This window comes from Candidatus Omnitrophota bacterium, assembly GCA_014728045.1.
In the GTDB taxonomy this organism is placed as follows: Bacteria; Omnitrophota; Gorgyraeia; order Tantalellales; family Tantalellaceae; genus WJMH01.
Genome location: WJMH01000007.1, coordinates 1 through 23,097, shown reverse-complemented (window position 1 = coordinate 23,097; position 23,097 = coordinate 1). Strand labels below are relative to the sequence as shown.

26 protein-coding genes are annotated in these 23,097 nt (G+C 49.0%); 23 read left to right on the top strand and 3 right to left on the bottom strand.

The annotated features are described in order from the left end of the window. Window positions 1–2: 2 nt before the first annotated feature. From GF409_01575 to GF409_01565, 3 genes are all read left to right on the top strand, one after another. Window positions 3–248, top strand: coding sequence for a hypothetical protein (locus GF409_01575; protein MBD3425903.1), 246 nt, complete (start codon window positions 3–5; stop codon window positions 246–248). Then, window positions 239–1,588 (top strand): deoxyribodipyrimidine photo-lyase, encoded by a 1,350-nt coding sequence (phrB, locus tag GF409_01570; GenBank protein ID MBD3425902.1) that lies wholly within the window; start codon window positions 239–241, stop codon window positions 1,586–1,588. Before GF409_01575 ends, phrB begins: the two co-directional genes overlap by 10 nt. A 109-nt stretch (window positions 1,589–1,697) precedes the next feature. Next, a complete protein-coding gene (locus GF409_01565; protein MBD3425901.1) occupies window positions 1,698–1,895 on the top strand; it encodes a DUF378 domain-containing protein in 198 nt (65 codons plus the stop codon). Window positions 1,896–1,955: 60 nt separating this feature from the next. Here GF409_01565 and uvsE read toward each other — a convergent pair whose 3' ends face one another. Continuing rightward, a complete protein-coding gene (uvsE, locus tag GF409_01560) occupies window positions 1,956–2,843 on the bottom strand; it encodes a UV DNA damage repair endonuclease UvsE (protein MBD3425900.1) in 888 nt (295 codons plus the stop codon). Between the two features lie 116 nt (window positions 2,844–2,959). Between uvsE and GF409_01555 the strand changes: the two genes are divergently transcribed. From GF409_01555 to GF409_01470, 18 genes are all read left to right on the top strand, one after another. Beyond that, window positions 2,960–3,388 carry a pyridoxamine 5'-phosphate oxidase family protein gene (locus tag GF409_01555; GenBank protein MBD3425899.1) on the top strand — a complete coding sequence of 143 codons (429 nt, stop codon included), beginning with the start codon at window positions 2,960–2,962 and terminating at the stop codon, window positions 3,386–3,388. 14 nt (window positions 3,389–3,402) lie between these two features. Next, window positions 3,403–3,891 carry a hypothetical protein gene (locus tag GF409_01550; GenBank protein MBD3425898.1) on the top strand — a complete coding sequence of 163 codons (489 nt, stop codon included), beginning with the start codon at window positions 3,403–3,405 and terminating at the stop codon, window positions 3,889–3,891. 1 nt (window position 3,892) lies between these two features. Next, entirely contained in the window at window positions 3,893–5,455 is a 1,563-nt protein-coding gene (locus GF409_01545) for a hypothetical protein (GenBank protein MBD3425897.1), read from the top strand. A gap of 109 nt (window positions 5,456–5,564) precedes the next feature. Further along, the gene (gene umuD, locus GF409_01540) at window positions 5,565–6,116 is read left to right on the top strand and encodes a translesion error-prone DNA polymerase V autoproteolytic subunit (protein MBD3425896.1); all 552 of its coding nucleotides are present in this window, start codon (window positions 5,565–5,567) and stop codon (window positions 6,114–6,116) included. Further along, window positions 6,113–7,375, top strand: a complete 1,263-nt coding sequence (umuC, locus tag GF409_01535) for a translesion error-prone DNA polymerase V subunit UmuC (GenBank protein MBD3425895.1) — start codon at window positions 6,113–6,115, stop codon at window positions 7,373–7,375. Before umuD ends, umuC begins: the two co-directional genes overlap by 4 nt. A gap of 2 nt (window positions 7,376–7,377) precedes the next feature. Then, window positions 7,378–8,034: a hypothetical protein gene (locus GF409_01530; GenBank protein MBD3425894.1), complete on the top strand. Its 657-nt coding sequence runs from the start codon at window positions 7,378–7,380 to the stop codon at window positions 8,032–8,034. Window positions 8,035–8,225: 191 nt separating this feature from the next. Then, window positions 8,226–8,648, top strand: coding sequence for a peptidylprolyl isomerase (locus GF409_01525; GenBank protein MBD3425893.1), 423 nt, complete (start codon window positions 8,226–8,228; stop codon window positions 8,646–8,648). Window positions 8,649–8,674: 26 nt separating this feature from the next. After that, window positions 8,675–9,658, top strand: a complete 984-nt coding sequence (locus GF409_01520) for a trypsin-like serine protease (GenBank protein ID MBD3425892.1) — start codon at window positions 8,675–8,677, stop codon at window positions 9,656–9,658. An 18-nt stretch (window positions 9,659–9,676) separates the two neighbouring features. Further along, a complete protein-coding gene (locus GF409_01515) occupies window positions 9,677–10,492 on the top strand; it encodes a hypothetical protein (protein ID MBD3425891.1) in 816 nt (271 codons plus the stop codon). Between the two features lie 150 nt (window positions 10,493–10,642). Then, a complete protein-coding gene (locus GF409_01510; protein ID MBD3425890.1) occupies window positions 10,643–10,939 on the top strand; it encodes a hypothetical protein in 297 nt (98 codons plus the stop codon). Between the two features lie 66 nt (window positions 10,940–11,005). Then, on the top strand, window positions 11,006–11,341 hold the full coding sequence (locus GF409_01505) for an FMN-binding protein (protein ID MBD3425889.1): 336 nt from the start codon (window positions 11,006–11,008) through the stop codon (window positions 11,339–11,341). A gap of 41 nt (window positions 11,342–11,382) precedes the next feature. Next, window positions 11,383–12,246, top strand: a complete 864-nt coding sequence (locus GF409_01500; GenBank protein MBD3425888.1) for a rubrerythrin family protein — start codon at window positions 11,383–11,385, stop codon at window positions 12,244–12,246. Window positions 12,247–12,264: 18 nt separating this feature from the next. After that, complete coding sequence (locus GF409_01495; GenBank protein MBD3425887.1) at window positions 12,265–12,963, top strand: CPBP family intramembrane metalloprotease; 699 nt, start codon at window positions 12,265–12,267, stop codon at window positions 12,961–12,963. After that, entirely contained in the window at window positions 12,891–13,634 is a 744-nt protein-coding gene (locus GF409_01490) for a PAS domain-containing protein (protein ID MBD3425886.1), read from the top strand. Before GF409_01495 ends, GF409_01490 begins: the two co-directional genes overlap by 73 nt. A gap of 435 nt (window positions 13,635–14,069) precedes the next feature. Further along, on the top strand, window positions 14,070–18,176 hold the full coding sequence (locus GF409_01485) for a hypothetical protein (protein MBD3425885.1): 4,107 nt from the start codon (window positions 14,070–14,072) through the stop codon (window positions 18,174–18,176). Window positions 18,177–18,317: 141 nt separating this feature from the next. Next, window positions 18,318–19,130, top strand: a complete 813-nt coding sequence (locus GF409_01480; protein MBD3425884.1) for a hypothetical protein — start codon at window positions 18,318–18,320, stop codon at window positions 19,128–19,130. A 255-nt stretch (window positions 19,131–19,385) separates the two neighbouring features. Continuing rightward, window positions 19,386–19,586 carry a cold-shock protein gene (locus GF409_01475; protein ID MBD3425883.1) on the top strand — a complete coding sequence of 67 codons (201 nt, stop codon included), beginning with the start codon at window positions 19,386–19,388 and terminating at the stop codon, window positions 19,584–19,586. Window positions 19,587–19,816: 230 nt separating this feature from the next. Then, on the top strand, window positions 19,817–20,002 hold the full coding sequence (locus GF409_01470; GenBank protein MBD3425882.1) for a hypothetical protein: 186 nt from the start codon (window positions 19,817–19,819) through the stop codon (window positions 20,000–20,002). Between the two features lie 55 nt (window positions 20,003–20,057). Here GF409_01470 and GF409_01465 read toward each other — a convergent pair whose 3' ends face one another. Beyond that, the gene (locus GF409_01465) at window positions 20,058–20,684 is read right to left on the bottom strand and encodes a hypothetical protein (protein MBD3425881.1); all 627 of its coding nucleotides are present in this window, start codon (window positions 20,682–20,684) and stop codon (window positions 20,058–20,060) included. 155 nt (window positions 20,685–20,839) lie between these two features. Then, window positions 20,840–22,150: a hypothetical protein gene (locus GF409_01460; GenBank protein ID MBD3425880.1), complete on the bottom strand. Its 1,311-nt coding sequence runs from the start codon at window positions 22,148–22,150 to the stop codon at window positions 20,840–20,842. 132 nt (window positions 22,151–22,282) lie between these two features. Here GF409_01460 and GF409_01455 point away from each other — a divergent pair, with 132 nt between their 5' ends. Continuing rightward, window positions 22,283–22,570 (top strand): hypothetical protein, encoded by a 288-nt coding sequence (locus GF409_01455; protein ID MBD3425879.1) that lies wholly within the window; start codon window positions 22,283–22,285, stop codon window positions 22,568–22,570. A gap of 35 nt (window positions 22,571–22,605) precedes the next feature. Next, the gene (locus GF409_01450) at window positions 22,606–23,025 is read left to right on the top strand and encodes a DUF296 domain-containing protein (GenBank protein ID MBD3425878.1); all 420 of its coding nucleotides are present in this window, start codon (window positions 22,606–22,608) and stop codon (window positions 23,023–23,025) included. Window positions 23,026–23,097 lie beyond the last annotated feature (72 nt).

The following is a 23,097-nucleotide window of genomic DNA, read 5'->3' as shown; positions in this document are numbered from 1 at the left end:
GAATGACACCCAGCGAGGCCGCCCGGCATTTCATTAAGAAATCGGCCAGGGACCCCGGCTATTCAAGGGCTGAACTGATGTCCGACTGCAATGGCATGGCGCTTGTCTATATCACGACAGAAAAATCCAAATACAGGGTGAATCTGGTTTTTGACCGCCAGATGAACATCTGGAAAGTTAAGAGCGCCAGCGCTTTTGGTGAAGACGAGATCGGCGAACCTTCCCCGGAGGACACCCCATGCATGTAAAACCCGAACGAACGAGACTCCTCAAAAAGGGCAACGAACGCAAGGGGCCTGTCATCTACTGGATGAGCAGGGACCAGCGCGCTAAGAATAACTGGGCTCTTTTATTCGCTAAGCAGAAAGCTCAGGAACTTGGGCAGCCGCTCGCCGTGGTCTTTTGTTTTGTGCCGGACTTTTTGGGGGCTGCGATCAGGCAATATGGCTTTATGCTGGAAGGCTTAAAGACCACCGAAGAGGATCTCGAGAAAAAACACATACCCTTCTATCTGCTCCAGGGAGATCCATCTGGGGAAATACCAAAATTCATCGATAAATATAGAGCGGGAGCACTGGTCACTGATTTTGACCCCCTGAAGATAAAACGGACTTGGAAAAAGAAAGTTTCAAATAAAATATCCATCCCTTTTTACGAAGTGGATGCCCATAATATAGTTCCCTGCTGGGTCGCATCAGATAAACAAGAGTATGCCGCTTATACTTTCCGGCCGAAGATCAACAGCCTACTGCCGGAGTATCTGGAACAGTTCCCGCCCCTCAGGCCGCATAATATCCCGTGGAAGAGGCAAAAAAGCACCTCGGACTGGGCTAAAGCCCGGAAAAGTCTCAAGATCGACACATCCGTCCCTGAGATCTCCTGGTTGAGCCCGGGGGAAAGAGCTGCGACCTATGTTTTAAATAGATTTATCAAGAAAAGACTTGCCGATTATGACGATGCGAGGAATGACCCTACAGAAGAGGGGACTTCCGATCTTTCGCCTTATTTGCATTTCGGACAGATCTCCGCGCAAAGGGTCGCTTTGAAGATCCGTGATGCGAAGGCACCCCGAAAAGCCAAAGAAGCGTTCCTGGAAGAACTTATAGTAAGGCGTGAACTTTCGGATAACCTCTGCTATTACAATAAGGATTATGATAAATTCCGGGGATTGCAGCCCTGGGCGAAAAAGACGCTAAACGAGCATCGTAAGGATAAAAGGGGATACACTTATTCTTTAAAGCGGTTCGAAGAGTCCAAAACGCATGACCCCCTGTGGAACGCAGCGCAGACCCAGCTTGTAAGAACGGGGAAGATGCACGGTTATTTGCGCATGTACTGGGGCAAAAAGATACTTGAATGGTCCCAGTCCCCGGAAAAAGCGTTCAAGGTGGCTATTTCGCTGAATGATAAGTATGAACTTGACGGGAGAGATCCTAATGGATACGCGGGTGTTGCCTGGTCGATAGGCGGTATTCACGACCGCGCCTGGCCAGAACGGGCAATATTCGGTAAGATCCGCTATATGAGCTATAACGGATGCAAATCAAAGTTCAATGTTGATAAGTACATAGAAAAGCAGCAGGATTGAACCGCCTTTTTGGAAAATCGTTTCCTGCTGTTGTATTTTCCGAAAAAGAATATATACTTTATCAGAAGGTTCATTATGGTTGTGCAGGCTAAAAAAAGGGGGGATATGTATGAAAGCCTTGAATGTCATTGCGCTTATTCTGGTTATAGTGGGGGGCGTTAACTGGGGTCTTGTGGGCATATTCAATTTTGACCTGGTTGCCGCTCTTTTAGGTGATATGACGGTTCCTGCGAAAATAGTGTATTCGCTCGTGGGGCTTGCGGCGATATATTCTCTTGTTATCCTCGGTAAGATAATAAAGGAATAAAGCGACCCTAACAAAAGAACGGACGGTCCGGTTCCAGTTTTGACCGGACCGTCCCTATTTTTATATTCTACGGAGATCTTTTAGAACCCTGACAGCTTTCAAGGCGCTTTTTTCCTTGTCCTTTATCTCCAGCATGATATCCGCGTCTATGCCGCTGATATCGCGGATAAATCCTTTAAATGAACGTGTGTTTATAGTTGAGGTGTGGGTGCCTTTGGGCCGGCCTTTTTCCTGGCTGGAGAAGTCGACCATGATCATCCCGTCCTTTTTCTGCCAGGTCTTTCTTGCCTTGAGCAGGGCATCTCGAAGTTTTTCACCGTTATTCAGGCACTTGTGGTGAAAAACATCGAAAAGGATGGGAACGCCCGTTCTTTCGTGAACTGAAAGACAGTCCCTGAGACTGTAAAGCTTGTCATCATTTTCGATTACAAGCCTTTTTTTGATTTTTCTTTCGAGATTTTTATAGTTTCTGGAGAACCTTTCGATCGCGCCCGGCTTGTCCTGGTATACTCCGCCTACATGTATCTGAACCTTGGCATTTCGGTCCAGCCCCATCACATCCAGAAGGGTGCAATGGTATTCAAGTTCTGCCACGCTTCGTCTTATGACATCTTCTTTAGGAGAATTAATGAGAATGAACTGGTCAGGGTGCATGGATATGCGCATCCGGTTTTCTTTAATGAAATCACCGATCCGGTGCAGGTCTTTTCTGAAATGCTTCTTCCAGTCGAATTTACAGACGGGGTGGGAAGCAAAAGGGACCAGATCCGAGCTTATCCTGAAAAACAGTATATCGTGGGAAAGATTGTACTCAAGGATCCTCAACAAGCAGGAAAGGTTGTTCCTAACGGTCTGTTTCAGCCTTTTTTCGGAATAAGAAGCCAGCCGGAAAGTGCTGCTTGCTCTGCAGTCTATGCTTCTATTTATGCAGGGGTAGCCTATCCTCATAGATACTATTTAATCATATTAATCGAAATAAAAAAATATAAATCATAAAACTTTCAATATGACCTGCAAGGGTGTAAAATGATTGAAAAATATCAGGCAAAGGAAAGTAACGTTTGATGGAAAAGGACACACGGCAGACCATAGAAAATATCCTGCGCGAGCAAAGACTTGGCGTTCTTGCTACAAAAGGAGAGCCATACCCCTACACGTCACTTATCTGTTTTGCGGGAACCCCGGATCTACTCAACGTGTATTTCCCGACCCTTGAGGATACGAGCAAGTATTCGAACATAAAAAAGGACCCGATGGTGTCACTCCTGGTAAATACTGGGGCTCGCGCATCTGATTTCAGGCAGGCACACGCGGTAACAGTGCTTGGTGCCGCCCGGAGAGCTGATAAAGACAGAATGGCGGAACCGTATCTTGAGAGGTTCCCCTCCCTTGAAGACTTTGTGATGGACCCATCCTGTATAATGATAAATATCCGGGTGGAGAAGTATATTCTGGTAGCGGGGCTCAGGCAAGTTACCGAGCTTATCCCTTAAATAGCATATCTTAAATGGGCGACATAGATCTCAGAAAGAAATTCACGTTCAAAATACGTGATAAGAAAATAGTCCTTATCAAGAAAAGTCATGAAACATTCGCGCATGTAGCGGGCAAAATACTGTGCTACGCTTTATACTACCCCTTTTATCCCGACCTGCAGATAGAGATGCGCATAGGGGAAAGATACAAGCCGGATCTTGTAATGCTCGATGTGAGGGGTAAACCGGTATTCTGGGGCGAATGCGGTGCTGTCGGCAAACAGAAGATCTACAAGATCCTTCACAAGTTCACAAATACGCATTTTTCCTTCATCAAGATCACAAAGGGTGTTAAGCAATTCAGGGAACTTGTTCTCGAGCAGCGCAGGAAGGCCTCACATAAAGGCATTGTTGATATAGTGAGTTTCCCTGAAGAAGTCACTGAACGGCTTACCGATGAATACTTATCCCGGGTGAAGCTCAAGGACCACCTGGCATATAGAATGGAGGGAGAGCTTTAAGATGTTTCGAGTGAGAGGATCAATAACCGGAAAATGCGCGATACCCCCTTCACGCCGGTATGGATTCCGCGGTGCTATCTGGAAGGCTCTTCTGGCGAGCCTGGCGCTTATTTTGCTTTTCGGAGCGGCGAAGAGATGCCACGCCGAGGACAAGGCCGGGAGCATCGCCCGGCTGAAGGAAAAAATAAAAGAGGAGCCCCGGAACAAGGATCTCAGAAAAAGACTTGCCGCGCTTTACATAACCGTGGACAAGCCTGAGAAAGCCATAGAACAGTTCAAGAGGATACTTGAAATAGACCCCGATGATATCGGAGCCAAGGAAGGTCTTGGGCTTGAATATATGTGGACGGGCCATTACCGCAAGGCGCGGGAACTTTTAAAAGAAGTTCTTGAAAAAGATCCAAACAAGATATTCGTAAAAAGAACACTGAAACACCTGGATTCCATGAAGCATTCCCACCATGACACACGGACGCGTCACGGGCATGTAGTCGACCGGATACGAAAGCATCCGGAACAGCTTGAAACCTATAAAAAGCTGGCGGACGAGTATCTGCACACGAGCGCCTATGAAAAGGCCCGGCAATATTATCTGGGCATACTTGAGCTTTACCCGGGCAACGTGCGCGCGCAGAGGAGACTGGACCAGATAGAAAGGCTCATGAAACCTCAGGTATTCACGCAGATAGATTTTTTCAAGGTCAAGGGGGACGCCAGACATCTCGTGCAGACCTACGGGGGATCGATGTATCTGCAGGACGGATACCAGATGGAATCGACCTTTGTCGATAAGCGCAGGACCGAGCCCGGGGTAGATAGATATTCGAGGAAAATAGGCACTATCGAGATCAGCAAAGCCTTTACCGAAGACCTGGTACTTTTCGGCGGCGGTGTCTTCAAGTATTACAGCATGGATGAACAGGCGATATTCGATTGTTATTTCCGGGGCCTGAAGAATATAGGGCCTCATATGAGCATCAACTTCGCCTACGAGAAAGAACACCAGGATGCCAAAAAGGAAATACTGACACAACGGGTGGATAGGCACGGGTTTGTGCTTGGGGCGCATGTGGATCTTGCCAGATACCTGAGCTTCAACGCAGATGTGGAAGCCGATTCTTATACCCATGGGCAGGCCCCCGACAATAACGCGAGCCTGTCGATCAGCGCTTCACCCATAATGCATATACTGAAGGGACCTTCGACGGTCGATCTTTCATATACATACCACAGACTGGATTTTTTGAGAAAGGACATAACGCTTAACAATTCACCCTTTGAATATAACTATTACAGTCCGAAAGTGCTTGTATCGCATGCGGCGACGCTGTTCGTCTCGCGCGAGCTGTTCGACGGCCGTTTTAAGGCGATCTTCAGCGACAGTTTTTCATACAGACCGCACGACAGCTCTCTCCACAATATGATATACACCGAGATCCGCTGGAAACTGACCAAGGCGGACTCCATTTCGGGGGTTTTCGTAAGGACCCGGTCCCTGTGGCACGTGGGCGCCTCTTTCCAGAAAACCCAGCAATTCACCGTCAAATTCTCCCACACATTCTGAATTGCATATTATCACAATATGTGATAATATGCTTTACATGCGATTTTCAGAGAACCTCAAAAGGATACGCAAGCAAAAAGGATATTCCCAGCAGAAACTCGCCGCTCTTATGGGGGTGGTGCAGGGGTGCGTTGCCAACTGGGAGGGCGGAAGAAGGGAGCCCAAGGTGTCCGAACTGGCCCGTCTTGCCCGCGTCCTCAAGGTAAGCGCGGGTGATCTCGCGGGGGTTACCGTTCCCGGGGCATTAACGCTTTATGGCGACGCTACCGTGCCGATCCGCAGAATGCCCTTATACACATCGCATATATCGGCGGGATTTCCGTCCCCGGCGGACGATTATATCGAGAAACGGCTTAACCTGAACGACCTTGTCATAAAAAATCCCGCCTCGACCTTTTTCGTCAGGGTTTCGGGTGACTCGATGCAGGATGCCGGCATAAATCACGGGGATATACTCGTGGTCGACAGGTCCAGGACCCCAGGGAACAGCAGTATAGTCATAGCGGTCCTCAACGGGGAACTTACGGTCAAGCGCATACGAAAAACACGCAAAAAACTTTACCTTGTCCCTGAAAACGAGGAATACTCCGAGATAGAGATAACCGGGGAAGAGGAATTCGTGGTCTGGGGCGTGGTGACCAACGTGATACATCCGGTATGATAGCACTGGTCGATTGTAATAATTTTTATGTATCCTGCGAACGGGTATTCAAACCTTCCCTAAACGGAAGAGCCGTTGTCGTTCTTTCCAATAATGACGGTTGTGTCATATCCAGATCGCAGGAATCCAAAGATCTCGGGATCAAAATGGGCGCGCCGCTGTTCAAATGCGAGACATTTCTCCGGGAGCACGGAGTCAAGATATTCTCCTCAAACTACGCCTTGTACGCGGATATGTCAAAAAGGGTCATGGAGACCCTCTCGGGTTTCGCTCCTGACATAGAGGTCTATTCCATAGACGAGGCCTTCCTTAAACTTCCGGATGCGCGCGGGAATTTAACCGGTCAGGGCCGCAAGATCAGGCGAACTGTTCTGGCGTGGACCGGAATACCCGTCTCAGTGGGCATAGCCGGCACCAAGGTGCTTGCCAAGATCGCGAATGAACTGGCCAAGAAGGACCTCCGGCATGACGGTGTGTTCGATCTTTCGGCGCTTCCTGCAAAGAAGGCCGAGCAGATTCTCGGCAGTTTTCCCGTTGAGGGTATATGGGGCGTAGGCACCCAATACGCGAAATACCTCAAAAGGCACCGCATAAGCACCGCTTTGGATCTCAAAAGGGTTGATCCCCGGTGGGCAAGAGCCCACATGACCGTTACCGGAGAAAGGCTTGTCCGCGAGCTTAACGGGACCTGCTGCATGGATATAGAGTCCGTATCAAAGAACAAGAAGGAAATAACCTCGAGCAGGTCTTTCGGACGGAAGATCACGGATATAAACCAGATAAAAGAAGCCGTTTCGGATTATGCGACAAGGGCAGCCGTAAAACTCAGGCGTCAGGGAAGCGTCTGTTCCGGACTGTTCGTTTTTATCATGACCTCTTCTTATGACAGAGACCGCTATTATAACGGCTCTTACCGGTCACTGGCAACGCCCACGGCCGGAACTTCGGCGATCATAAGAGCGGCGCACGGGATAATAGATCGTATATACCTCGAAGGGAAGCGGTACGCGAAGGCGGGCGTGATCCTCATGGATATATCCGGCAGGAGGAATTTACAGCTGGATTTGTTCGAGGCCGGTTACTATAATAGTAAAAGCGAGGCGCTGATGCACGCCGTGGATAAATTGAATTCAAGATGGGGCAGGGGGCTTCTTTCATATGCCTCCAACGGAATCATGAAGAAATGGGCGATGCGCCGGAGGATACTTTCCCCCGGATATTCCACTCGCTGGGATGAGATACCGATCGTAAAGGCTTAGTTATGTGCGGAAGATACAGTCTTACCAAAACTGGCAAAAAAAAGCTTGCGAAAAGGTTCAAGGTGAGGAAAATGTCCCGGGATCTGAAACCTCGCTACAACATTGCGCCTTCACAGAAGATAGCGGTCATATCGAACAAATCCCCTGAGGAAATAACACACATGAGATGGGGGCTGGTGCCTCACTGGACAAAAGAGATCGACGCCCGTTACAGCATGATAAACGCGCGTGCGGAATCGATACTAAAGAAGCCCAGTTACAAGGGGCCGATACGGAATAACAGGTGTCTGGTGATAGGCGATTCTTTTTACGAATGGAAAAGCACACCTTCGGGGAAGGTGCCTTACAGAATCGAACTTGAAGACGGCTCTCTTTTCAGCTTTGCCGGTATATGGGATAAGTGGACCTCGGACGGGGAGAAAGTATACTCATGCGCGATCATAACCACGTCTCCTAACGCTCTTATGGGAGAAATACATCAGAGGATGCCAGTCATTCTGCCGGAAGATGGGGAGCACGCGTATCTCGACAGCAATACCTCTCTGGAGAATGTGATCGGCTTGCTGAGACCTTTTGAGGGCAGCATGCGGGCGCATGAGGTCTCGAGGCTGGTCAATTCACCTCAGAACGATCAGGAAGAGGTAACCCGCCCGGCATAGGGCATCCGGTTCTATTCGTTTTTCATGTCTATCCCGAAAACCTTTGACAATACCCGCTAAATATATAACAATGATGTTATATCAAGGCTGGAATGATACGCGTGCATGATTGAATATCTTAAAAGCCACAAGTAAGAGGATATTTGCACTTGTGGCTTTCTTTTTTATGACGCACAAAAAAAGGAGGCATCATGGGGATCGAAAAAGGCAAAAAAGTCACACTTAACTATACAGTAACTACCGAGGGTCAGACCGTAGACAGCACAGAAGGCACCGAACCTTTCGTATATGTGCACGGCGAAGAAAAAATACTTCCCGCTCTTGCGGAAAACCTCGAGGGCATGGAAATCGGGGAAAAGAAGTCCATTGAAATCCCGCCGGAAAAAGCATACGGGGCAAGGAGCGAAGCGGCCTTCAAGGAGTTGCCCCGAACCGCGCTTCCCGGTAACGTGGAGCCCCAGGTAGGCATGCTTCTCGAATCAAAATCTCCCTCGGGAGCGACTTCCGTAATAAGGATATCTGAGATAAAACCGGATACTGTCGTGGTTGACCTCAACCATCCTCTTGCGGGCAAGACACTGACATTCGATGTTGAGATCATGTCAGTGGACTAACGGCTGAATATCAACAGGGCTCTATCATGGTCTCGGGGATCAGGATACGGGCCCTTTTCTTTCCATCAAACACGCCTTTCATTGCACGATATCATTTTGACGCGTATTCTGTTATAATAATTCAGTATGTGCTGGTTCCTTTGAGTTCAGGGGAGATGGGTCGATTACACCCGAATGAGAGGCCAGTGTTTTCCCTAATAGTAATAATAATAAGGAGACGCCGGATGAAACGATTCTTGGGCATTACAGTTTTGATCCTCGTATTTTCTTTCGTGGCGGGGATTTCCTATTCGGAAAATCTGAGGAAGACACCTATTGTAGAGGTTGTTAAAAAGTCAGGCCCCGCCGTTGTTAATATCCGTACAGAAAAGGTCATAAATCTCAAAGACTTCGAGGAATGGGGCAGTTACGGCGGCTTTTTCGATAAATTCTTCGAGGAGTACTTCGGAGAATCTTATTCAGAGGGTACTTTGACCACGACAAGTCTCGGCTCAGGGGTAATAGTCGATTCAAGGGGCCTCGTTTGCACCAATCTCCATGTTGTTCAGAAAGCTACCAATATCCTGGTGGTCCTTGATTACGGCAAGGTCATGGAGGGAGAAGTGGTTATCAAGGATTTCGTTAACGATCTCGCACTTATAAAGACCGATTCCATGGAAAAACTTCCCGAGATCGATTTTGCCGATCCCAGGAAAATCATGATCGGCGAGACCGTTGTTTCCATAGGTAATCCCTTCGGACTTGAGAATTCGGTCACCGCAGGTGTCATTAGCGGAATAGACAGGGCTTTCAAGCATCCCAACTGCGATAAATATGTCTGCAGGGACCTTCTGCAGACAGATGCATCCATCAACCTCGGCTCTAGCGGCGGGGCTCTTCTCAACCTGGACGGGGAACTGGTGGGCATCAATCTTGCCGTGATCCAGAAAGCCCAGAATATAGGTTTCGCGGTGAAAGTGGACAAGGTCGTAACTCTTCTACAAAAGTATCTTGGGACAAAGGTCGATTAAATACCGGAGGTATACGGCATGATCCTGAAAATAGCCTTGATCGCTTTGCTGGTCATTCCTTTTCACGAGTCCTGTGCCCAGGGAGCGCCCGGCAAACCCACGATGCATGATCTGCAAAAAGCAAGAGAAGAACAGTTAAAGGGTATCTCTGAGGAATGGATCGAATTCAGATCCTCAGAAAAAAGGAACTTCAAGGCGAATGTCGGCATCCTCTATCAGGTAACGAAAAAAGGTGAAGTCAACATTGAAGTAGCATCCCTAGCTACCGGAGAAGGAGCTGAATCAAGAAAGTGGAAGGTCATCGATACCAAACTTCTTGCCGGTAGTCGGCGACTACGGCCTGAGAGCTACAATGAAATATACGGTACCAAGGAATCCCTTTTCAGGATGCCCGCGACCGTTGTATTCACGGCCATCGGCGCGGCTTACGGCGCTTACGGGAACAGGTGCACCTCCGGCGGGTCATGTCACGTGACAGGACAGGAACACGCCAGGGGCGGCACCGCAAGGGGGATAGATACCGTTGGCATGGCGGTATCGCTGGGGCTGCTCGCTTCACAGGCACGAGGTGAGATAACCGGGCAGAAGGCGCTGTTCAAACTTGACCCGGAAACGGCATCGACAATTACAGGTGTCAAGCTCACAGTCGAGCACATAGGAAGCGGTAAAAGGTCCAGGGTGACGGTCTCTATAGAAAAGCTCCCTGAGGGGCTGCGTAAAGAGTTCAACGAGTTCGCGGTTATGCATAAGGGTGTTGAACACAGGGGCGGGGTTAAAAAAGGTGGGACTTTTCTCCCGGATGCCGGTACGAGCCCGGAAGGCTCTGATAGATGATAAACATGCAAATTTACATCATGAGTCTGCCGAAATTAAAATGTCGTTACCGCTGCCACGCCGCTTTTCAGGGTCCTTTCATTGGATATGAGGAATATTTTCGGTTATCCGGGGACACTACATCCGGCGTAAAAACGACGGAGGAAAAACATGGGCAAAAGGCTGGAGAAATATAAAGAACGGTGCAGGGACTTCTGGGGAGCGTGCCTGTTCGCAGGGAGAACAAAGCAAGAGCCAGAACAGGCCCCGGAGAGTGAGGATATTCCCCCGAAAAGAAGTTTCAAGGGAGTTTTGGCTTTCATTCTCTGGTCGATACTGATCATTGGTATATTTTATTTCGCTTTCTTGTTCATGCGCCAGTTATGGACCAATGTAGTTCAGCCTATATGGATAGAAGATAGGGCGGCTGGTGGTGCTTCCAATCCGCCGGGCGAGAGAGTTCGCTAGTTGTCAGAATCTTATTATGGCTGCACGCGACGACACTGCTGTCTACGGCAAGATAAAGGGGAGATCATGACTTATTATCGAACGATATTTTTAACTGTTTTGTTCGTTTTTGGGATCGTTTCGGTCTCTTTCGGTGCGGGGAATTATACCGACGGGACATACGAGGGGGAGTATTCCTTCGTTAAAGTAAAGGTTACCGTGGACCAGGGCAGTATTTCCGACATAAAGATACTGCATCACGGCGGTGGAGGTGAAAAATACGAGGAAATGGTCGAACCTTTATTGGACGAAATAATAAACAAGCAGTCCACTGATGTCGATGCGGTCACCGGAGCTACGGTAAGCAGCATCAATACCATAAACGCAGTGCAAAGCGCTCTGGAAAAAGCCCAGAGCAGGTAGGAAGCCTTTATAAAGATCCCAAATAACGGAAAGGGTGAATAATGGATGATGCCGTACGCGAACAGATGCTCGTTTTTCAGAAGAACGAGATAACCGAATACCACATCTATAGAAAACTTGCCACTCTTATAAAAGACCCCAATAACAGCCAGGTTCTTCAAAGAATAGCCGATGAAGAGAAAAAGCATTACGATATACTGCGTGAGCATACCGGTACCGAGGTAAAGCCCGACAGGTTCAGGATATGGTATTATATAACGATCTCAAGGGTCCTGGGACTCACCTTCGGGGTCAAGCTCATGGAAAAGGGCGAGGAGAACGCTCAAGAGGCATATGATAGTATCACTGAAAGCTTCCCCGAAGCGAGGGACATAAAAGAGGATGAGAACGAACATGAGAGGGAGCTGTTAAGCCTGCTTGATGAAGAACGCCTTAAATACGTGGGCTCCATCGTTCTGGGGCTTAATGACGCCTTGGTCGAACTCATCGGCGCTCTTGCGGGTCTTACATTTGCCTTGCAGGATACACGCCTTGTGGCGACCGCGGGCCTGGTCACCGGTATCGCCGCATCGCTCTCCATGGCAGCCAGTGAATATCTCTCTACCAGAAGCGAGCCAAGCGATAAAAATCCCGTCAAAGCGGCTACGTATACGGGGTTCGCGTATATCTTCGCCGTGGCTCTTCTTATCCTGCCATTTTTGGTGCTTGGCCACCTTTATCTATGCTTGGGGGTCTCACTGATAATGGCAGTGTTGATAATATTCATATTTACCTTCTATGTATCCGTCGCCCAGGAAGTCTCATTCAAGAAACGTTTCCTGGAGATGATCACGATAAGCATGGGCGTCGCTCTTGTGTCCTTCCTGATAGGCCTTATCGTGAGGATGGGGCTCGGGATCGAGTAGCTTAAGCAGAGTCAATTCATGAACAAACGCATATTTATCAGCATGATAGCTTTTCTCCTGCCGTTAATATCGCTCATTTTCGGTATTTACGGCACTTTTACCGTGACTTTCTCGATACCTCTTTTATGGCAGGTAGCAGTTCGGGGAAAGGATATATCCACGCTCGGCATCAGGAAAGACCGGATCTGGGCTTCTCTGGCGGCGGGGCTGCTTTCAGGGGTTGTTCTGGCTTTTCTGGGAGGGACCGTCCTTAAAACCGCGGGGTTAACAGGATATGCCCTGGACAAGGTCACCGAGATGAACGGAATACTAAGATCCCTGGGGCTTGATATTTCAATAAAGAACGAACTGGGGTTCCGTCTTCTCAGGGCGAACGACCGGCCGTCAATATGGCTGGCCTCGCTTTTTTACAGTGTTCTGCTGGTGGGGCTGGGCGAAGAGATGTTCTGGCGTGGTTTTTTCCAGGCGAAAATGAAGAACTTTTTTCCGGTACACGTGGCAATTTGGATAACGGCGGCTGTATTCGGTCTAATGCATTTTTATCTTTTTATCATAATCCCGCCTCTGGCGGCAACCGCTCTTATAGCGGTTATCGCCCTTCTAGGGGCGTTCTGGGGATATCTCTACAGATATTTCGGTAATATATGGGCTCCAGCGGTATCACACGGGCTTATCGCGTTCATATCCTGGAAATATTTTATTTTTTCAGGATCTTGATCGAACAGCTTTTTTTGAAGGTAAAACGCAAAGGAAAAAACATGTCCAAAAACACAGACAAAGAACTTAAACGTTTGCTTGATGAAAGCCTCCGCACGTCCGAATTCGCCTGGTGGCAGTGGGAGATTCCCGACAACAAAGTAACCTTTAACGACCTTAAGGTCACAATGATAGGATACGACCCGAAGGATTTCGCCGACGTTGGGTACCAGGCTTTTACGGACCTGCTGCACCCTGATGATCATGAACGTGCAATGGACGCGATGAGGGACCACCTCGAAGGCAGAGCGCCGTTGTACCAGATAGATTACAGAATAAGAAAAGCCGATGGAACCTATACATGGTATGTGGACCGGGGCGTGATCATGGAAAGATCAGGATCAGGAGAGCCTCTCATGCTCAGGGGTATAGTCCTTGACCTTGGCTCCGAACTCAGGAAAAAGACAAAGGATGAAACCATTCTGGCTCTATTGCGCAAGGCTATCCCAAAAGGACGGGAAGAGCAGCTTATCCGCATCTGTGCAAGTTGTAAAAAACTTAAGCTCAAGGAAGAAGACTGGGTGGAAGTGGAGAAGCGTTTTTTAAAGGCCGTAGAAACCGATCTATCGCATGGCATATGTCCTGATTGCCTGAAAAAGCTATACCCGGAATTGGCCGACCAGCTCACTTGAACTTCTAATTGAACATTTTCACCTCTTTCAGCTTTATGCGGGAGCGATTGGGCCCAAAATCGCTCTTTAGAGCGTAGACCAGCATAAAATCCCCACAAAAAGACCGATAGAGCCCCTATTTGACTATAATTATACGTGTCGATCCCTATTAGCAGTTCGGTTAATAGATTTAAAAGTTAGAGAAAAAATAGCTAGATATAGTTAGCTTATTAAATACCCAGATATGGTATAATGGGGTGAATTTGATTTTGAATCAATCTATCTAATTATAATAGTTAAACTCCGAAGGGAGAAGATATGCGTAATAAGGCTGTCAAACTCGTTTTTTCTGTTGTATTTACGGTATTTACGATATTGTCCTCTGTACCGGGATATGCCCTACCCGAAGTGAAGCCTTTTAAAGCCTCACAAAATATTCAGAATCTCGCTCCACAGATGGTTTTCTCACCTCTTGAGGACCACCAGATAAAAGATGTCGCTCTTTTGGAATATCTTTTAATGTGTCACCTGAAAAAATCTCCGCGCGTATTTATGGAGACCGACCTTTCCATTGAAGAGAGGATCAGCGAACAGACAAAAGCTTTCATGGATTTTGAGAACAGGGTCAGACTGAACGATAAAGCTCTTTTGCTTCCGTGTAAAGTGAACAGCAATAATTATACGGCGTACATATCACTTGAAAATGATCTAAGCTCGCCCACCGTGAGGATCTTCACGGAAAAGGAAGTAGTGGCCCTGAAACCCGCACAGCTTGTTTCAGCTAAAGGAGAACGCGCCGAAAGGGAAGAGATAGAAGCTTACATAGAACATGAGAAGAATACCGACAGTGTTCTGGATGCGCTTGAGCCCGGTCAGAGAGTAATAATCGGAAGCGCCGATATCAGTGTGCGCAATATACTGAGTTTTCTTAACGGTCTGGGTTGCGGAGGGCTAGCCGAAGATCTGGAGAACTTTGCCGGCGAGAACCGCATTTTCAAAGTCGTCGGACTTCGTGATGTTCCTGCCGAACACGTAGACCACGCATCTAATATTGCCATTCATGTAAAGGACAGAGAGAGCGCGCTTGAGCTTGAGCTGGCGCTACTCCATGAGGTCCTTGCCAAAGCGGGGCTACCCTCCGCGGTCAATAACGCCCAATACATGCAAAAGGACGTACGCGAGGCCTATGTTGCATTTACCGAAGCCTCTTCAAAAGCATCCAGCGCCGCATTCGATCCAGAGCCGCTCCTGCAGAGCATTTCCATGCGTACGGACCAAAAAATAGACCTCAAAAATGCCCGCTTCGTTGACCTGAATGCCCTGCGTCAGAGGGATTATAACAATACCGTCAATGCCGAGGACCTTAAACCCGACCCCGACAAGGCTATAAAGGAACTTAATGAGTGGAAAATGCGCAATGCCGGAGCCCTTAACGAAAGATCCGGGGGCAATCTTTTCTGGACGAATCTCCAACAGAAAGCCTTTGAGCTTTATAACAAATATAATATACACCAGTTAAAGATGCACGGGAGGTTCGTTTTCTGTATGTCGATATTCGATAACGATCAGTTTCCGAACGTGCAGCATATGATAAGGCTCATATTCAAAAAGATGCATCTTGAGATGGACAAAGGTGACAGGATGCTGTCTCCGGAGGAGCATCGCTATCTCGCTAACACGCTCTCAAAAGTAGGCAGGGGATATTCTGTTATAGACAACAAGAACGTCAAATTCGCCTTCAACCAGATACTTTTCGATAATTCCGCCAAGGAAAGAAGAATAATAGAGCTCCGGTGGCTGATAGGAGAGATCGAAAAAGAACTGGACATGCCGGGAAGGGGGAACCTGCCGAAACTGGTGACCATGCAGGACCTTCACGGCGGACATCGAAGAGCGGCCTCTCTTATAGGTTTCGCTCTCGGTCTTGATGAAGGTGGCTACAGCAGGATAAATAACGTTGAAGACCTCAAAAGGATACTTGCCGAGGAAAACATCAACGTGGACGAACTTAACCTCAGGTTCGCCGGGCTCAGCGATAAATACGACAGGGGCAATGACCCGGTCGGCACTTACGAGCTTGTATCCTGGCTCAACCAGTCTCGTAAACTCAAGCCCATAACCGGCAATCATGATTTCTGGAGGGCCATCTCAGTTCTTGGGGTCCACGAATACTTTGATGTGGTAACGGACAGGCTGCGCGATACCTACGGTAAACTTATAGGCATCGCCGAAGAGAAGGGCGAGAAGGAAGAGGCGCAAAGGCTCCGCGAAGAACTGGAAGAAAGGCTTGTTGAAGTGGACTATCGTCTCAAGGCCAATAAGAACCATCATATAGGGTACTGGGCGCGGGACGCTTTTGAGCATGCCGGATGGGGGAATATAGAAATAGACCAGGTAAACGAGCGCAGGGCCAACAAAGCGATTAGCCGCGTTAACGAGGTGCTGCGGCTTAACGGCATAGATGAGATAGAAAAGATCGATATAGCTTCAAAGCGCTGCGAGTTCGACAGCGACCTCAAGGCCAAGAAAAAGATAAACGCCAAGATACGGTCGGAGAATGAAGCCCACAGGAACGATCCGGATTACCAGCGCAAGGAGGAGGTCAAGCTCCCCAATATCCTGAAAAAGACACTTGCTTATCTCAGAGCCGAGCTGGACCGGAGGAATGAGATCATAGCCCAGATAAATGCCGGACACGGGCTTGACATAAAGCCGATAGAGATAGACATAGTCACACTGGACAATTACAGGAGAGCTCCTGAAGTGATGGAGAAAACCCTCTGGGACCTGCAGAACCTCAGGCTTTTCTACGTTGACATGTTCGGGAACCTCCATATGCACGGGATACTGCCTTTTGACCCGGAGACGAAAAAACTGACGGTCGAATACAAAGAGCTTAAAGGCCTTCCCGCGCTTGAAATGATGCAGGAAGACATACGCAATTTTTTCATCGGCTACCGGGAAATACCCGATTCCCACGCTTTCCGGAAAAAGATGTGGGAAGAGGTGGGCGAGGCCCTTACCATCATAAATGAATGGTATTCCGACAAGAAAGCCTACGCTAAAGCGGCCGCGGTCAGGGAGTTCGTCGACCTGGGCGGACCGGCCGAACTGGGAGCGGATATACTCGGTTTCCCCGTACAGGAGTATTCAGCCCGTCCGGTGTCATTCATGATGATACTGGGGCACAATGAACGTAAGAAGTTCGCCAAGGGCGATACCCAAATGCCTTTCGTGAACATATTTACCGACACTGGCAGCGGCATTTTGCATATAGACTACGAGATGTCCGAAGGATACGCCAACAGAGGTGCGGTGCTTACTTTCCTCAAGAGGGATAAGGACGGCAGAAGGACCGGACTCAGGCTCTGGGGATACAAGGATTCGGAATCGGAGACCATTGAGGACCTCACTTTCCATGATGTTGAGGGAATGAGCGAAGAACAGCTCAGTTTCTTAAGGGAGCTCGCCGATGGCGAGTCCTTCATGAAATGGCTGCGTATCCGTTCTCTCAGGGAAATTCTCGCTCTTATCAACGAACCAATAGAACAATACATGGCCGAAGGCAAGGTAGTGGAAGCGGCGGAGTTATTGAGGGTAAGGTCCGTAGCGGAAGAGGAGCTCATAGCTGAAAAGGACGGGCTCGGCTCTCCGGGGGAGGCTTTAGCCGACCTTATCCGCAACCGTGAAGCCTTAGCCGGCAAGGATATTTCCGCGGAGAATTCCGCCTCGTGGCGCAGCCGGAAGGATAACGGCCAGGAGTATTCACCGGTCACGGTGGAGAGGGAGCTTGACTTTCTCAAGAACCTTGGGTTCTTAGCGGTCACGAACCTCACAAGACGCAACAGGGGCGAGGCTTACATCTACAAACTCAGCCCGATGGTCGCAGCCCTTACCGAAGAGGAGGTGGCCGAGCTCAGGGAGAGGATACCCCAGATGGAAAGCTGCCGTACGCAACTTGCTCCCGATGTGATATCCGACATACGCAAGTCAGTTATCAGGATAACGGCAGAGAAGATACACCTTACCAATCTCTCCATAGAACCGGCTATTTCTGAAGATAAGACGCTGTGGCACGTGATACCGGTATCGATGATACCTGCCGGCCAGCAAACGGCCATGCAAAGCCTGAGCCAGGCTCTTATAAAAGCGGGTTCACCCGAGAGGATACTTCTTGTCGAGGGAGAGGGGGAGAAACTCATACCAAAAGCGGCAGAACTTGCGCAGGACCCCAATAACATAGTAATGGCGGCCTGCACGAGCAGGGATATCATGCTTGAACTTGACGCCAAAGGAATACAGGGCCTTGTTTTCGAAGGAGAACTTGGCGAATTCAGGCAGTTCGAAGGCGTTTTGGCTGCGTTAAGGGCATATCATGCCGAGAACATATCAGCACTCAGGAATATATACAGGCTCCTCACGGGCAAACTGCCTCCCGCGGTAAGCGACGTTAAGGAGTTCGCTAAAACAGTTATTTTCTACCTGCCGCCGGTGGAAAGACTTAAATACGACCAGCTGCGCGACCTGAACGAGAACATGCTTGCCCTTATACAGGCCGCGTAATAATAGTTTTTCGCGGCTCATATATTCCACCCTGGATGGATTCACTCTATCCCGATCTTTTAAGTGAAACTCCCACCTTTTAGATGGCACCCGGCAGAATAAAGTGATAGAATATCCTGTAAATACCTAAAGGGGGCACAGGTGGTCATAAATATCCTGTACTTTACTTCAACCGGCAACACTCTCTGGCTTGCCCGGAAAGCAAAGAGCTTCATGGAAGAAGAGGGGCACACGGTCAGGCTCTTCGACGCGGTCACCGCGGGAAAGGAATTCAGCGAAAACTGTGATATGCTGGGGGTTCTCTATCCCGTCTGGGGATCCAACATGCCCGATCCCGTGAGGGAGAGGCTGGAAGGTTTGCCTGGAGCAGAGGGCAGGAAGGTCTTCCTGGTGGGAAACTGCGCTGTCTTTACCGGGGATACCGGCATGTACTGGAAAAAGCTCCTCGGGAAAAAGGGCTATGATGCGTTCTACATAGACCACCTGTTCATGCCGATAAACATAAATATACCCGGGTGGAACCTGTGGAAGGTGCCGGATGAGGATAAAAAGCAGAAAATACTGAAAGAGGCTTCCCGGCGCCTTGAGAAAATATGCTCCTCGGTCCTTGAAGGCGAGGGGAAAGTTGACGGGGTGAGCCCCTTTTCAAGGCTCTTCGGATGGGTCCAGAGAGCGGGCCTTAAGCCATTCACCGATTATGCCAGGAAGTTCTTTATCTGCGACAGCGATAGGTGCACCAGGTGCGGCCTCTGCTACAGGATGTGCCCTGTGGAGAACATAGAGATAGACCCCGGCAAGGGCGCTGTCTTCGGGGATAAATGCATCCTCTGCATGAAGTGCTACAACCTCTGCCCGGCTTTCGCGGTTCTCGTTGACAAGGCCAGCCGGGACACTGAAAGGTACCGCCGGTATAAAGGCCCCTCACCCGATATAAAGCCGGTCGAGTACAGGTAGTCCGGGTTGACCGGTGAAGGAAATCACCCGTGGAAGAGGCTCCTCGATTAATGGTATGCGGCTCATTATGCGGAACAGGATTAAGACCGGTCATGGCGGATATTTTTCTTGACAGTTCCGGGAATTGTGATATAATATATGAAAGTTAGTAAATAAGGCGTAAAGTTTATCCCACAAGGTTGGAAACGTACACCTTGTGGTTTTTTTATACTTACCATTATTTACTATAAAAAATGCGGAAGGAGGTAGTTTATAATGGTAAAAGGCACAGTAAAATGGTTCAATAACCAAAAAGGTTATGGATTTATTGCTCCTGAATCCGGTGATGATGTATTCGTGCATCATAACGAGATCCAGGGTGAAGGTTACAAGTCCCTCGAAGAAGGGCAAGCTGTTGAATTCGAGATTCAGCAGGGCGCCAAGGGGCCGATGGCCGTAAATGTAGTAAAGCTGTAATCCGCTCAAGATAAACAAGGTCCGGTAAAGTTACATAACGCCGGGCCTTGTTTTTTTTACAAGGACCGGTATGGGGCGTTTCAGGTTGACCGAGTCTGGCGCCAGGGGTCTTGGCTCCGCAATTAATTGGCTTGCGTCATTATGCGGAGCAGGGGGAAGATGATCAATATGAAACCCGGGGATATAGCCCCGAGCAGTATAATAGATATGGTTTAAAAAGAGGAGCTGACATGCATTCTAACATCTGGATAAAGATCTGCTCCAAGTGCCCGACCTGCAGGTACACAAGAAGCTGCAGGAGGCCTACTTTCCTTTACCGCATGGCGCGGGTTTTTGAAAAGATCTGCCCGATATGCTGGCTTGCCAACAGGGCAGCTGGAAGGGACATAAATAAAAGCGTGCACTTCGAGGAATGATATAAGTCACCGGAAAAAGGTAACGCCGAGAGGCTGCACGCGGCAGATATAACGATCAAACAACCTGCCACTTGCCCGGAAAAGAGACTTTATTCATCCGGTAAGAGTAATACGCGGCAAAAAGAAAGGCGCCTTCGGCGAAAAGCTTGAACGCATCTTCCATGGCCGATACCCAGGAGCGGAGAAGGGGGTCGGTAAGTATGTCCGCGCGGTTCGAGATAATATCCCCGGCAACCATTATCCCCATGAAAAGAACCCCCGCGATAAGGGCGGGGGCCGCTTTTTTGAGGGAGTAGAACTCTTTGCGGTAGCGATAGAGAACTCCCAATCCCACTGCGGCATAGGCAAGTATAACAAGGTCATCTATCCTGTCGGTAAGGGCGGTCTCCTCCATCCGGAAAAGCCAGTGGATGAACATATCTATCTTCTCATGGATCATTATGACCTCATCAAGCGCCAGAAAAGCGAACCCCGCGCAAATAACGATCCATATAGCCGTTCTTTTGATCCTGAAGACGAACCAGCAGAGAACGGATATTAACGCGAGCTGGATAAAAGAGATATAAGTGGCCAGCGCGCCTTCGGCAAAATACTCATCCGGGGTCTCCCCGAGGAAAAGGGCAGTGGCGACCACTATGAGGTTCAATAAGACTATTATAATTCCGGCTTTGGTCATGGACATGTCGATAACCTTATGTTCCTACAAATATATCAATGATTTATTGTAACCCATTGCCGCGTACATTTCAAACGGACAGAACCCTTGGACCAGGTGAACATCGAGGCCCTTAACCTGGGAAGGGCCCTTCACTGGTCAGGGTAATGATCCCGAGCCGGCTACATCAATACCCGGAATAAGAGAGTTTCCAGTGCAGCAAGAACAAAGACCAGGGGAAAAGCGACCCTGGCCACAAGATCGATTTTCCTGGCCGTTCCGATCCTGCCGGACCTCGCGAACCAGGATGTTATCACCACTTCTATAAGGGCCAGAAAGACCAGGATGGTCGCGACCAGAATAAAATAATCAAGCCTTGTCAGGTATTCTATTTTAGGTAGGGTAATACCGGTCATGAACCTGAAAGCGATGAGCGTGAGCATGGCCGTTGTCCCTATCGAAAGCTGTGTGCCCGTTTCCGTGGGGTCTATCCAGAAAACGATCCAGGACATCATGATAATGAAGAGTAAAGGCACTATTATCTGGATGATATAATACCCTGAAACGCGGGCGGCTTTTATTGACAGGGAAAATACTTTCTTGTCAAGAGCAAGGGGAGAGGGAACGGGGCCGGCTTCCAGCCCGATTATCCTCCAGTCGGCGACGGAGACCTCCTCCGCTATCCCGCACGGGAGATCCTCATTATTCTGGAACCGCACTTCCTGATCGGTGTACCTGGACGCGGTAAGGAGGATGTTAAAGGACTGTTTGTCGAATGGAAAATCCTTCAGCTTAAGAGGCTGCGAGAAAGAACCCCAGGAGCGCTGCTTGTAGACGACCCTTCCGTCGGGATATATTTCAACCTGCCGAGGATAGGTTTCCCAGAGTCGCTGCTGGTTGATGAACTGCATCTGGGGGTGCCACACCGCACCGAGGGGTTTACGCACCTTTTCATCATACTGCCCGGCGAGGCGGGGGTCGTTCCAGGTGAATTCGTAATACACGTTCGCGTCGAATTTCTGGCTTGCCGTATCAACGTCGTCTATATCGACCACATAGACCGAGACCCGGACCTGAGTGGGGCCTTGGTCCCTGAGCGGGCGGGTTACCTGTACGTCCCTCTGGACGTGGGCTTGCTTTACCTCCTCGACTATGTCTGCGGAAACGGCCTTTACCGCTTCTTCATCAACGGCCTGATCAATCTCGCGGGCGGCTTCCTTGACTATGTCCTTTTTCCGGACTTCAGCGGGTTTTTCGCCAGACGCCAGGGGGCTGAAGAATATAACGAAAAGAAAACAAAGGATAATGCGTTTCAACATAGCGGCCTCTTTTCTTTTAATTGTGCAATTTAAAGAAATTATAGCATATTTTATAGTTTGTACAACCAGCTGGGTATTTATTTTCAGTGAAGATAAGGATACTGCAGGCGGGTGAGAGAACAGGAGATCCCCCCTGAGGATTTGTAATAGAGAGATCCCGGGTGTATAATACATTTATTCAGCCTTTATGGATATTGACCACCAATAGAGGGACAGTAAGTGACCGCGGGTAAATGAACAACTACTGGGTGAGGCGACTTCTCCGGAAGGAGGGGTTGCCTTTTTGGTTTATAGGGGGGAGGGGATATGATCTATTTTTACAGGACCAGGGATTGCAAGTGGTGCCAGGCCGTCCAGGACGCCCTGGAGGAGATGGTGCTCGCCCATAAGGTAATCACCCTCGAAAAGGGAGAAAAGCTCCCTGAGAGCCTTCCAGAGGGCTCAAAACCGCCTGTTCTGGTAGATGAGAAGCAAGTCGTCAAAGGAAGCGATAATATACGTAAACACCTTGAAAAACTTGAAAAATTCAAGGCTCTCTGGGAAAAGTTCCAGACGGATGCCTGTTACTGTGATGAAGAGGGGAATGTGGAGTAGTTCCAGGGAAGAGAAATCGGCAAGGAGGAGTTTTTATGCAGCTGAAACAGGGAAGGATCTTCATGGGCAGGCTCAAGCACAGGTCAGACCTGCTGGAGGAGTTAACATCTCTTTGTAAAAAAGAGGATATACGCCTTGGAGTGTTCTCGGTCATAGGGGCGCTGGACTCGGTGAAGCTTGGATATTACAAACAGAATGAGCAGGAATACACAGAATGCGCGAGCCTGGATAAGAAACTTGAGATAACCTCATGCACCGGCAATATATCCGATAAGGACGGGGAGGTCTTCGTGCACGCGCATATTACACTGGCCGATCATAAAGGCAGCTGTTACGGCGGGCATCTCATGCCGGAAGCGAGGATATTCGCGGGCGAATATTACATAAAAGAGCTTACGGGAGGTAAATTATCAAGAGAGTTCGATCAGGAGACGGGATTGAGCCTTTGGCGGTGAGCAGGCAAGGGAGCGCCAAGGTTCTTGGCTCCGCAATTAATTGTCTAGAGCCATTATGCGGAGCAGGGGGAG